At 36.5% G+C, this 13097-nt stretch carries 13 protein-coding genes; 1 reads left to right on the forward strand and 12 read right to left on the reverse strand.

Annotated elements, in window-relative coordinates; translation table 11 throughout:
- Positions 1–49 precede the first annotated feature (49 nt).
- Positions 50–394 (reverse strand): potassium channel family protein, encoded by a 345-nt coding sequence (locus tag AC22L0_RS25540; RefSeq protein ID WP_000948209.1) that lies wholly within the window; start codon positions 392–394, stop codon positions 50–52.
- A gap of 119 nt (positions 395–513) precedes the next feature.
- Positions 514–1566 (reverse strand): (R,R)-butanediol dehydrogenase, encoded by a 1053-nt coding sequence (bdhA, locus tag AC22L0_RS25545; RefSeq protein ID WP_000645827.1) that lies wholly within the window; start codon positions 1564–1566, stop codon positions 514–516.
- Positions 1567–1791: 225 nt separating this feature from the next.
- On the opposite strand from bdhA, the gene AC22L0_RS25550 reads away from it, so the two are divergent.
- Positions 1792–2946, forward strand: a complete 1155-nt coding sequence (locus AC22L0_RS25550; RefSeq protein ID WP_087964854.1) for an MFS transporter — start codon at positions 1792–1794, stop codon at positions 2944–2946.
- Positions 2947–2962: 16 nt separating this feature from the next.
- Here the strand turns inward: AC22L0_RS25550 and AC22L0_RS25555 are convergent, their stop codons facing one another.
- The 10 genes from AC22L0_RS25555 to rbsR all read right to left on the reverse strand — a co-directional run bounded on the left by AC22L0_RS25555 (position 2963) and on the right by rbsR (position 13094).
- Positions 2963–3292, reverse strand: coding sequence for a hypothetical protein (locus AC22L0_RS25555; RefSeq protein WP_000964469.1), 330 nt, complete (start codon positions 3290–3292; stop codon positions 2963–2965).
- A gap of 21 nt (positions 3293–3313) precedes the next feature.
- Positions 3314–3655: a hypothetical protein gene (locus AC22L0_RS25560; RefSeq protein ID WP_000658667.1), complete on the reverse strand. Its 342-nt coding sequence runs from the start codon at positions 3653–3655 to the stop codon at positions 3314–3316.
- Positions 3656–3972: 317 nt separating this feature from the next.
- Complete coding sequence (gene inhA2, locus AC22L0_RS25565) at positions 3973–6372, reverse strand: M6 family metalloprotease immune inhibitor InhA2 (RefSeq protein WP_001252963.1); 2400 nt, start codon at positions 6370–6372, stop codon at positions 3973–3975.
- A gap of 384 nt (positions 6373–6756) precedes the next feature.
- Positions 6757–7404: a fructose-6-phosphate aldolase gene (gene fsa / locus AC22L0_RS25570; RefSeq protein ID WP_000667698.1), complete on the reverse strand. Its 648-nt coding sequence runs from the start codon at positions 7402–7404 to the stop codon at positions 6757–6759.
- Positions 7405–7438: 34 nt separating this feature from the next.
- A complete protein-coding gene (rbsB, locus tag AC22L0_RS25575; protein ID WP_000758980.1) occupies positions 7439–8365 on the reverse strand; it encodes a ribose ABC transporter substrate-binding protein RbsB in 927 nt (308 codons plus the stop codon).
- Positions 8366–8379: 14 nt separating this feature from the next.
- Positions 8380–9315 (reverse strand): ABC transporter permease subunit, encoded by a 936-nt coding sequence (locus AC22L0_RS25580; protein WP_000162129.1) that lies wholly within the window; start codon positions 9313–9315, stop codon positions 8380–8382.
- Positions 9316–9317: 2 nt separating this feature from the next.
- The gene (gene rbsA / locus AC22L0_RS25585) at positions 9318–10802 is read right to left on the reverse strand and encodes a ribose ABC transporter ATP-binding protein RbsA (RefSeq protein WP_002100767.1); all 1485 of its coding nucleotides are present in this window, start codon (positions 10800–10802) and stop codon (positions 9318–9320) included.
- Between the two features lie 18 nt (positions 10803–10820).
- Positions 10821–11216 carry a D-ribose pyranase gene (rbsD, locus tag AC22L0_RS25590; protein WP_000716154.1) on the reverse strand — a complete coding sequence of 132 codons (396 nt, stop codon included), beginning with the start codon at positions 11214–11216 and terminating at the stop codon, positions 10821–10823.
- Positions 11213–12109, reverse strand: a complete 897-nt coding sequence (gene rbsK / locus AC22L0_RS25595; RefSeq protein ID WP_001132864.1) for a ribokinase — start codon at positions 12107–12109, stop codon at positions 11213–11215. The genes rbsD and rbsK overlap by 4 nt, the downstream gene beginning before the upstream one ends.
- Before the next feature lie 13 nt (positions 12110–12122).
- Positions 12123–13094, reverse strand: coding sequence for a ribose operon transcriptional repressor RbsR (rbsR, locus tag AC22L0_RS25600; protein WP_065704873.1), 972 nt, complete (start codon positions 13092–13094; stop codon positions 12123–12125).
- Positions 13095–13097 lie beyond the last annotated feature (3 nt).

A 13097-nucleotide genomic window follows, 5' to 3' on the forward strand; every position in this document is an offset into this window, starting at 1 on the left:
TAAGGCTTGTCTAAACTAATGTAAAAAAAGAGTAAAGCATCTGAACGCTTTACTCTTTTTTTCTATTCGATAATATACTTGGCAATTGTACATTAACTGCTAACTTATGAATAAATCCAAACACTAATCCAATCCCAATAAATATGTATAAGATTGTAAATATCTTTCCGAAATCAGTTTGCGGACTAAAATTCCCATCACCGACAGTCGTCAACGTGACCACACTAAAATATAAAGCGTCAATAGGACGTAATTCTTCAACTGTACTATAAAAAATCGTACCCGATATTAAAGTCAAAATTGTTAATACGAATAATACTTGAAATTCTTTATCTTTCCACGCTCGTAAACAGGCTCTTAACATTCGCTTTAAAGTTAACAAAAATGAAAGCATTAGATTCTCCCTTCCAAACAAAAATACATTTAGTCAAAGGAAAGTCTATCACCTTTCAGTATAGAAAAAAAGTAGCCCTCTTCTATTTCTAGAAAAGGGCTACTCTATTCGATTCTATCTTATTTAGGTGAAACAAGAATTTTCACTTGTGTTTTATCTTTTACAAGTGCTTCAAATCCTTCTTCAACAACTTGATCGACTGTAATTTTTTTCGTAATTAATTTCTCTGCTTGAATTTGACCAGAGCTAATTAATTTAATAACAGCTGGGAAGATGTGACGGTATCCTAAAATACCAATAACTTCTTTTTCTTTTAATACTAAGTTATTTGGAGTAATTGTTGCGTCTTTTTCCCATACACTAACAATTACAGTTTGTCCTTCGAAGCTTGTACTTTCAATCGCTTGTCGTAGTACAACTTCAACACCTGTTACTTCAAAGCTAACATTTACACCTAAACCATTTGTTAAGTTACGAATTTCAGCTAACACATCTTGAGTTGCTGGATTTAATACATAATCCGCACCTGCTAATTTCGCTAACTCTTGACGTTCTTTAGAAAGTTCAACTGCAATAACAGGAGTCGCTCCTGCTGCTTTAGCTGCTTGGATAACAAGAAGTCCAATTGGACCGCAACCAAATACTGCTACAGCTTCCCCTTCTTTTAATTTACTTTGACGTACTGCATGAACTGCTACTGCTGCTGGTTCTACAAGCGCACCTTGTTCATACGTCATTTCATCTGGAATGTGATGAACCATATCTTCTGGTACTACTGTATATTCAGAGAAACCGCCGCCTTCTCCGCCAAGACCGTGGAAAACAAGTTGTTCACAAACATTGTAATGTCCATGTTTACAAGCTTCACATTTACCACAAGAATAAATTGGTTCTACAACAACGCGGTCTCCCACTTTATGAGATGTAACTCCTTCACCAATCTCTATTACCTCACCACTAAACTCATGACCTAAAATAACAGGTGCTTTCACATGTGTTAATGGATGTTCTTCTGTTGGAATAAAAATAGGCCCTGCTAAATATTCATGCAAGTCTGTCCCACAAATACCACACCATTTAACTTTGATTTTCACTGTTCCTGGTTTTACTGTTGGTTCTGGTACTTCTTCTACTCGTACATCACGTTGATTATGCCAAAGTAGTGCTTTCATTTTATACATCCCTCTCTATGTATATACTTAACCTGGTGAAGTTTACAATTCTATTATAATACTTCTATCCATATATTTCAAAAAAACAATCGCATCTCTACTAATTTTTTACAAATAACGTTCAATATTTTGTCACTTTGTACTTTTTTCCACATCTGTTAATTCAATTTCATTGCAGGTGAAATTAGCATTATGCCATAATAGCATAGGAGAGGTGAATATCGCTTGAAATATTTTATTTACTTTATCGTTATCGTGGCATTTTTAGATACATTTTCACAATTACCTATTATGAGTACTTTCGCTCAAAGCCTTGGAGGAACCCCTCTTATTATCGGGCTAGTTGTCGGTATGTACTCATTCGCTAATATGATCGGTAATATTATTGCTGGAGCAGCTGTCGATAAATTTGGTGCAAAAAAAATCCTTTATATAAGCATGGGAATTACGAGTTTCATAGTCTTGTTATACACCGTTGTTCAAAGTGGTGAACAACTATTAGTTGTTCGCTTTATGCATGGATTTAGTGATGGCTTTTTAATTCCTGCTGCCTTTACATTTTTATCAAAACAAACAACTGCAAAAAAACAAGGAAAAGCAATGGCTCTATCTGGTGCTGCTGTTGGAACAGCGGCAATCGTAGGACCTGCTTTCAGCGGTATTATGAAAGCAACAGCTGGCGTAGAATGGGTCTTCATTACTATTTCTATTTTAATGGCTCTTGGTACGATCGTATCTCTATTCTTCTTACCAAATAACGTATCAAGAAAAGATACATCAAGAACGCAAATGATGAACAAAGAAGATATGGTTGAACTTTTAAAATCAGAACCGTTATTACAAGCATATATTGGTGCTTTCACATTAATGTTTTCACAAGGAATTGTCACTTATATGTTACCAGTAAAAGTTGAGGCATTAGCGCTTAAAGCATCCACAACAGGCATGATGTTAAGTGTATTTGGTATAACTGCTATCCTCTTCTTCTTGCTTCCAACAAATCGTATTTACGATCGATTTAATCGTTCGAAACTAATGCTAATCGGAATTGCAGTTATGGCATTCGCATTATCTTTACTCGGATTATTTGCTACAAAAGGTATGCTCTTTATCGTAATGATGATTTATGGAATTGGATTCGCAATCCTCTTCCCGTCTATTAACGCTTTACTCGTTGAAAATACTACAGACGATAATCGTGGAAAGGCATTCGGATTATTTTATGCCTTCTTCTCATTAGGAGTTGTTGCTGGCTCCTTTACAGTCGGTGCAATCGCAGCATCACCTAGCGTCAGCTTCATTATCGGGACAGCATTTTTATTAACATTTGCTGGGATGATTTATGTAAGAAGCAAAGTAAAAAAGACAATGATGGGATAATCCATCGTTGTCTTTTTTAAAATGCATATTGATATAATCCGTAATATAATGGAAGCGTTGGAATAATGCCAATTAATTTAAATATAAAAGGTAATGGCTCATCTCGCTCTTCATATAAACGAAAAACAAAAACTGCAGTTAAAGTCCAAATGACGCTAAACAAGAAGATACATTTCCAAACAATTGAGGTTAATATTTGTACATCAAATACAAAACCAAAGAGCCCTATCCACGTAATAATAGAAACTACAAAGTCAAACTTTTGAATTGGTGTTTGAAACATGCCCCTTACTAACGAAATAATAGCTAACATTGCTACAATAACTAAATATATTTTCCAAAGCATTATGATAATCTCCTATTCAATTCAACTTTTAACTTTCAATAAGCCGTATTTAATAAACAATATAGCATTATATTTTTCATAGAAATAATACAATGGATAACAAAATAAGAAGAAAATAAGTACAGTTGGTACATCATCTATAATAGAAAAATATTTTACTAGTAATTCCTTAATACTCTCTCCAATTATAATAAACAGTGGAATGATACAAATTGCTGCTAATATTAAGCACGGTGTGATTCTCATTTCTTTTAACCTCACCTTGCAGTGTGGACATCTGAATGAAAAAGGATGCGGGAGATCAATAATATGTTGCGCAGTAATCTCTCCTTCACACTGTGGACATTCAATTATTTCTTTCATTTAACTCAACTCCTTTCTATCTACAAAAAGAACACTATCCAATAGCGCTCTTTTACTGCCGAATATATTACTTTTGTGTGTAACCAAGTAACAATGTAAATAAATTAAACTGTAAAGGCAATACTACATTTCTTCTTTTACAAAAAAGGTGTATAAATACCGACGATACTTCGACAATTTCCTCGGAAATATTTCCTTTCCCCACATAATTTGATACACTACATATGAACAGAGACTTGTATTACATAAGCTAAAATAATAACTTACTGTACAATTAAAAAGCACATTCTTCATATGAAGAATGTGCTTTTATGTTATTAACGTTTAATCCAAACAGCGCCTGCCGATTTATCTTCTGCCTGTCCAACAACTTGGAATTTAAGTCCAAGGTTTGGAACTTTTCTTCCTGCGTCTGCAATTTGCTTGTTACTATATACTTTTGAATCATCAAAAGTTGTAACACCTTGTAATCCAGAATAGTTAAACTGACCACGTGTTAATGAATTTACACTCCATGCTGGTGTTTTATCAAATGAAAATGCAGCATCTGCAATTTGCATGCCCGTATTACCGTATGCTGGTTTCCCGTTTAAATTACCAACTAGCGCTTCTGGATGAGAGTCAACAACACCAAGGAATCCTTCGCCTGGATGCATCCCAACCCAGTTATCTTTAAAGCTATCATCTGCATACCAAACGACAAGACCTGTATTATACACTGGACCTTTTCCTGCTTTTAATCCATTATCTGATCCTGCATAGTTTCTCCATTCTAAGTAGTAGTAATGAGCTTTCTTCTCTGTCCCATCAGAAACAACAAAACCATTTAAATTCATTTTAGACTGTCCTTCTGCATCATCAGAAAATACAACTTGTCCATCAACAGTTACATTTACATTATCCATCGCAAAACCTTTATATGTTACAGCCGGATCTGTAATATAGTCGAATTGTAGTTTCACTTTTTTGCCTTTAAATTGACTTAAATCATATGATTTATCAATCCATTTCCCATCTGTTGTATCTTTATCTCCTTGGACTACTTTTTCTCCAAGTCTATCAATTAACGTCTTCGTTCCATCTTCTGTTACTGCATGTACTTCGACGAAATCGCACTCTGCTTCTAACTCATAATTTGCTTTATAATCGAATTTTGCATTTGTTCCTTTTGTTAAATCAAATAATGGTGTCTCTAACGTTGTATGCATATCATCGCCTCTTGTACTATAATATGCATGCTTTCCAAACTCCGGTTTAATCGTTTCAACACTTTTACCTGGTAAGTTAACACGTACAACGCCTGGACGATTTGATTTCGTAACACTTTGATCAATATATGTAGGAACTCCCACACCACTCTTAATTTTATCGTAATCTACTTCTAATATTTTTGCCCAGTTGCCACCCATATTCTTTTGTAAGAAGTCTTTATTTTGTGGTGAAAAACTAGTCGGCTCTGTTCCTGCGATTTTCCCTGTCCAACTACCTCCACTCATTAATGACCAAGCTTCGACTGGTGAACCATTTCCAGTATATTTCGTGTCATATTCATCTGGTAATCCAAGATCATGTCCAAATTCATGTGCAAACACACCTACAGCTCCATCTTCTGGTTCAATTGTGTAATCATGTGCTGCGACTTTACCACCAAAGTAATCTACCTTTGATTTCGTACCTTCAATCGCTACTGGATCTACTGCTAATTTTGAACGATGTGACCAGATCGCATCATCACCTAATTTACCGCCACCAGCTTCTTGACCAACACCAGCATGGATTACCATTAAATGATCAATTACACCGTCAGGTTCATTTTGATTCCCGTCCCCGTTTGTATCATATCTATCAAATTGATCAAACTGGGATAAATCTAGTCCTTTCTCAGCAGCTGCATGCAAAGCTTCTTTCACTAAATCACGTGCACCTTTCGGACCTTTATTATCGTGACCACTGCTACCATCAGCTCCATAATCAGATGCTTTTCCTGGAACAGTTAGCCACTCCGTTACATATCCATCTGTCGTATAACTACCACCAGACTGCTCTTCATAGTATTGTTTAAACGTTTTTACTTTTGAACCATCAAATAAAGTATAAGGCTCATTACCGAACAACATCTTTTGATAATGTTCTCTACTAAAGTCTTTCGAATACATATAACCTGGTGTTTGATCAATATTATTATGTTTATAATCACTAAATTCAACGAGTAGCACTAATACTTTATCCGATCGAACAGATCCCTTATATGGAGCTTGCTTTGCTTTTGAAGTTGGAACTTGCCCATTCAATTGATTTTTATTTGGTTCTGGCTTTTGCTCAAGGCTAACATTTTTTTCAGCCTTTTTTACATTTTCCTTTTCTTCCATCTTTTTCTCTTTTACTTTTTTTGTGAAATCAGACGTTTCTTGTGAGTGAGCATCTGGAAGAATTTCTTTATTCGCCTGATCTCCTTGTTTCTTTTCAATATATTGCTCAACAGCTTTTTTCGTCTCTTCTTTAGAAGATGATGGATTAATTGTTCCTCTTTCTTTCAGTGCTTCCGCTAAACGATCTTCTTGAATTAAATTGTAATCAATTGGTGTTGTAGATACATTATCTTTCTTTTTTGCTGCCGTTTCTGCATATGCTAACGGAGCACTCATTACAGATGTACATCCGATAATTGCCGCAATTGCTAATGATGACAACACTTTAAATGGTGCTTTTCTTCTCATTCCATTTCTCCCCTTTTATAAAACTTAAAATTCAGATAAATTGGTGCATTTTTGTCAAAATCTCTGTTTACTACCCTCCCTATATAAAAAGACATAATTCTATAAACATTAAGCTTTTTGTTATAGAATCATGCCCTCCAGTTTTCTGGTCAGACCCTCTATCTTTTTATCCCTTGGTTCAATTAATAATCAGTGGGGGGATGAACAAAGCCCCCACTGATTAAAGTTTCACTTTATGTCGAAATATGAAAAATAAAGAGTTATGTGATATATATTAAATATCTTATATAACAAATTTAAAAGACAATATGCAAAATTGCATGAAAATTCTTTTAAATAAAAAAAAGAATCCTAGTCAATTAAACTAGGATTCTTGCTTTTCTATTATTTCTCTTGTGTTTTTTCCCAATCAGCTAAGAATTTCTCAATTCCTTGATCTGTTAATGGGTGCTTCACTAATGAAGCAATTACGTTTGCTGGGATTGTTGCAATATGTGCACCGTTTAATGCTGCGTCAGTTACGTGAACACTGTGACGTACAGATGCTGCAATGATTTCTGTTTCGATGCCATGAATTGCAAAGATTTCTGCGATTTGACGAATTAAGTCCATACCGTTATGACCGATATCGTCTAAGCGACCTAAGAATGGTGAAACGTATGTTGCACCAGCACGAGCTGCAAGTAATGCTTGAACTGCTGAGAACACTAATGTAACGTTTGTACGAATTCCTAAATCAGAGAACGCTTTTACTGCTTTTAAACCTTCTGTTGTCATTGGGACTTTTACTACAACGTTTGGAGCAATCTTCGCTAGTTCTTTTCCTTCTTCAATCATCTTATCAGCTTCTAAGCTAATTACTTCTGCACTTACAGGTCCTTCTACAACGTTGCAAATTTCACGAATGCGTTCGTGGAAATCTACGCCTTCTTTTGCTACAAGTGATGGATTTGTCGTTACTCCAGCTAATACACCTAATTCATTTGCCTCTTTAATTTCGTTAACGTTTGCTGTATCAATAAAGAATTTCATTTGTTGTTCTTCCTTCCTAATTTTCATTTTATATTTATTTATTTTTCTTAATAAGCTCTAATTCAATCGGAATAGATTTGTCCACTTTTTTACCTTGTGTTATCTCTTTTGCTGTTTGCATCGCCTTCTCCCCGATTAATTCCGGTTTTTGAGCAACTGTTGCAGCCATACGCCCATCGTTAACCGCTTTCACTGCATCGTCTGTTGCATCAAATCCAACAACGACTACATCTGTTTTTCCAGCAGACTTCAATGCTTCAAGTGCACCTAATGCCATCTCATCGTTATGAGCAAATACAGCTTTAATATTGCTATTTGCTTGCAAAATGTTTTCCATAACAGATAATCCTTTCGCTCTATCAAAATCAGCTGCTTGTTTTGCAACTACTTTTAAAGACTTATCGGCTACGTTATGGAATCCTTTCCCACGTTCACGAGCAGCGGAAGATCCAGGGATTCCTTCTAACTCAGCAACGTTTGCTCCTTCGCCAACTAATTCACGAATGTAATCACTAGCCATTTGACCACCTTCGATATTGTTAGAAGCAATGTGAGAAACAACCTTACCTGAATTCGCAACGCGGTCTACTGTAATAACAGGAACATTTGCTGCATTTGCCGCACTTACTGCTGAAGCAACAGCATCTGAATCGGTCGGATTAATAACAACTACATCGACACCCTTTTGAATTAAATCTTCAACATCGTTCGTTTGCTTTGCTGCATCATTTTGTGCATCAACAGCAATTAATTCGATGCCACTATCTTTCGCTTTCTTTTCTGCACCCTTTTTCAAAGTTACAAAAAAGGGATTATTTAAAGTTGAAACAGAGAATCCAACTTTAATAGTTTTATTTCGACCTTTATCGCTAGAATCCTTTGCCCATTCTGGCGGTTCCATTGAACAACCAGCAGTAATGACCATAATACATGCAACGAGTATAAGTAACCATTTCTTCATGAACTGTCCCTCCATTACGCTTCTTTTCTGCGATCAATTAATACAGCTAGTAAGATTACAAGTCCTTTTACAACTTGTTGGAAGAAAGAAGATACACCTAATAAATTTAAACCGTTATTTAATACACCGATAATAAGTACACCGATGAATGTACCAACAATCCATCCTCTTCCCCCAGAAAGACTTGTTCCACCTAATACAACTGCTGCAATTGCATCTAATTCATAAGAAGTACCTGCAGTCGGCTGTGCAGAATCTAATCGTGATGTTAAGACAATACCTGCAAGCGCTGCCAAAATTCCGGAAAGACCGTAAATCATTACTTTAATTCTCGTAACATTAATACCTGATAGTGCTGCTGCTTCTTCATTTCCACCAATTGCAAATGTACGGCGACCAAATGTCGTTTTCTTCAAAATGAAGTACAGTACTGCGAAAGCGATCATCATTGTAACAGCTGGTACCGGAATACCAAGAAAATAACCGCGGCCAAACATTTGGAACATTAAATGATCACCAAGACCAGTGATCGGACGTCCGTCCATATAAACAAGCGTCAACCCACGAAAAATAGTCATTGTTGCCAAAGTTGCAATAAATGGAGCTACTTTTCCTTTCGCAATGATGATACCGTTTACAATTCCCATTACAAGACCTGCTAATAATCCAACTGCCATTGCAAGGAACGGATCCATGCCACTTGCCATCATTCCAGCAACAAGTGCACTTGATAATGCTAAAATAGAACCTACCGATAAGTCAATACCCCCTGTTAAAATTACGAAGGTCATTCCGAATGCAATAAGCGCATTAATCGATACTTGACGCAGTATATTAAATAAATTTGGAATTTCAATGAACGCTGGATTTAAAGCTGTAATTACGACGATAATTAATACTAAACCGATTAAAGAACCGAGTTGTTGTAATACATTCCCCTTCTTAGTCATCCTTACTCTCCCCCTGTAGCTAGTGCCATAATAGACTCTTGTGATGCCTCATCTTTCCCTAAAATTCCGCCTACTTTTCCTTCATGAATAACAAGAACACGATCACTCATCCCTAAAACTTCTGGAAGCTCAGATGATACCATAATAACGGCATCTCCTTGCTCCGTAAGCTTATTCATAATAGAGTAAATTTCTTTTTTCGCTCCAACATCAACACCCCTTGTTGGTTCATCTAAAATGAGTAACTGCGGATGAATGCCTAGCCATTTTGCGATTACAACCTTTTGCTGATTTCCACCAGAAAGAGATTTCACTGCCTGCTCTCCGCTAGATGCTTTCACATTAAGAAGTTTCATCATATCCGCCGTAAACTGTTGTTCTAGCTCGTTGCTTAGAACACTTCCCTTTGAAAGACTTTCTAAATTCGGTAAAGCTAAATTTTCTCGAATTGAAAAATCTAACACTAATCCTTCAGACTTTCTATCTTCTGTAATGAAAGCAATTCTTTGTCTAATTGCATCTATTGGACTATCAATCTTTACTTCTTGTCCATTTATAAAAATTTGTCCAGAGTCTAAAGGTTCATAACCAAATATCGCTTTCATAATATCAGTGCGACCAGCCCCCATCAAACCAGCTACACCAAGGATTTCACCTTTCCTCACTTGAAACGAAACATTTTCAAATTTCCCTTTCTTCGTTCCGTTACGCATTTCAAAAATGACATCACCAATTTGACTATTTCGCTCTGGGTAACGTTCACCAATGCTGCGCCCCACCATCATACTCACTACTTCATCAAATGATGTTTCTGGAATTAATCTCTTTCCGACGAATTCTCCATCACGCAAAATCGTAATAGCATCACATATTGAGAAAATCTCTTCCATACGATGCGAAATGTACACGAATGAAACACCTTCTTTACGTAACTTATTGATTACTGTAAAGAGCGTTTCGATTTCACGATCCGTCAGTGCCGCAGTAGGTTCATCCATAATAATAACGCTCGCGTTTGTCATTAATGCTTTCGCAATTTCGATAATTTGCTGTTGTCCAACCGATAATTCCTCTGCTAACATAGCGCCTCTTACATGCAACCCTAACTCCGCTAGTTGCTGCTGCGCAATCGCGTTCATTTGTCGAGTGCGTAAAATACCTGTTTTCCCATACATTAACTCTTTGCCGAGAAACATATTTTCAGCTACTGTTAAATTCGGCAATATGTTTAGTTCTTGATGTATAAATGCGATGCCGTACTCTTCAGCTTCTTTCGCATTTTTAAAGGTGCGCTCTTGCCCATCAATCGTGATTGTCCCACCATCTTTTTTGTATACACCTGTTAAAATCTTCATGAGCGTTGATTTACCCGCTCCATTTTCCCCCATCAATGCATGGACTTCTCCTGTTTCAATCATAAACTGTGCATTCTTCAAAACAGGATTTCCATTGAACGCCTTTGAAATGTTTTTCATTTCAATATGCATTCCCATCACTTCCCTTTATTAAAAAATCACGCCTGCATGTAAAATTACATTTGCATAAGGCGTAGCCTCGCCTGTACGAATAATCGCCTTCGCTTTCTTTGTATGCTCTTTAAATTGCTCATGAGATACATACTCAAATGCTGGCTCTATTAATTTCTGCTCTATTTCTTTATTTACTTCCGCATTATTTATAATGACTTCTTCTGCTAACGTCACTTTTTCGATTGCCATATCATCAGCTACCACTTGCAATACATCTAAAAAGCTAGGTTTTCCAATTTCAACAGCTAAATCAATTCTTTTTACTCCGTCAGGAATTGGTAAACCGCAATCAGCAATTACAATCGTATCCGTATGCCCAAGTAAAGCAAGGATTGATGCAATCTCACTGTTTAATACGCCGTGTTTCTTCATCCAACAATCACCTGCACTTCACGTACTTTATCTCTCGTTGGCATGCCGCCTTGCGCCCCAAGTTTCGTTACAGAAAGACCACCGGCAATATTCGCGAAACGAATTGCTTTTTGAAGTGTCTCTCCTTCAGAAAGTGCAACTGCTAACGCACCATTAAATGTATCACCAGCTCCAGTTGTATCCACTACATCAACAGCAATGCTAGGAACATGTACAATCTCCGTGCCATTATGGAAACGAACACCGTTAGAACCTTCTGTCATCAATAATTTATTGGGATACTTCGCCAATAAATCTTCAATTGGTGATGTAAAATCATCTAATACGATGCGGCACTCATGTTCATTTGGCGTAATATAAGTCGCTTTTTCTAAAATTTCTTCTGATAAAACTTGTGCTGGCGCTGGATTCAACATAACAGGAATATTATGTTCCTCACAAATAGCCAATACATATTTTACTGTTTCAAGTGGAATTTCTAGTTGAAGAACAACCATATCCGCTTTTACAAGAAGGTCTTTGGAGCGATCTACAACTGACTTATTTACAAGAGCATTCGCCCCTTGTACGACAACAATACTGTTATCTTCTTCTGCTAAAACGATATGAGCAATTCCTGTCGTTCTATCTGTAACCGGTACCACATAATCGATAAAAATGCGTTCGTTCTCTAGATTTTTTCTAACTACTGTTCCATAATCATCATTTCCTACCGCTCCAACCATTGCTACATTTGCTCCTAATCTAGCTGCAGCAACTGCTTGGTTTGCTCCTTTCCCTCCTGGAATTGTATGAAACGCTTCACCAATTACTGTTTCTCCTGCTTTCGGCCGTTTTTTTGAAACAGCCACTAAATCCATTGAAATGCTTCCTACTACTGCAATATTTGGCATCTGTTTCATCTCCTTACTTTGTTGTATTTCGTTCTATAATTTCGATCGGCAAACGATAGTGTTTCTCTTCTAATGTATTTCCTTCCATTTGCTCTAACAACAACTCTGTTGCAATTTTCCCCATTTCATATATTGGTTGTGCAACTGTTGTAATAGATGGATACATCATTTCCGTTAAAGAAATTCCATCAAATCCGATAATTTGTAAATCATCTGGAATGACAATCCCCTTTTGAAGTGCAGCCTTTACAATACCAATCGCAATTAAATCATTCCCAGCAACAATACCATCAATATGCGGGTATTCTTCTAATAATTCCATCGCTACACGCTCACTATTTGCTGGATCAAACGTACTCTCTGCAATCATATACGAAAGATTATTTTGCGTAATAACGTCTACAAAACCTTCAAAACGTTCATTTGCAGTACTCACATCACGTGGACCGCGAATATGTGCAATATGTTTACATCCTTTATCTAGTAACAACTTTGTCGCAGCCTGACTTCCTGCATAGTTATCTGCATATACAGTAGGAATACGCTCATTAAACATACGGTCAATCGCAACAACTGGAACAGATAAATTCATGTAATTAACACTATTTTGTGGATTCGTTGCTACAATAAATCCATCTACATTATTTTGTCTAAGTACATCAATATATTGTTTCTCTTTTTCTAAACTTTCATCAGAGTTACAAAGGACAACTGTGTAACCTTGTTTATGTGCTACATCTTCTACGGCACGTGCAACTTCCGGAAAGAATGGATTCACGATATTTGGAACAACTAAGCCAATTAAACGAGACTTTTTATTATACAGTGAACGCGCTACTGTACTAGGCTTATAATCTAACATCTCAATTGCACGTTCTACCTTTTTTAATGTATCTTCGTGAACATATCCATTTTTATTTAGAACTCTGGAAACGGTCGCAACAGATACTCCTGCTAATTTCGCAACGTCTTTGATCGTACTCATTCT

It is taken from the genome of Bacillus sp. LQ01 (assembly GCF_057624735.1).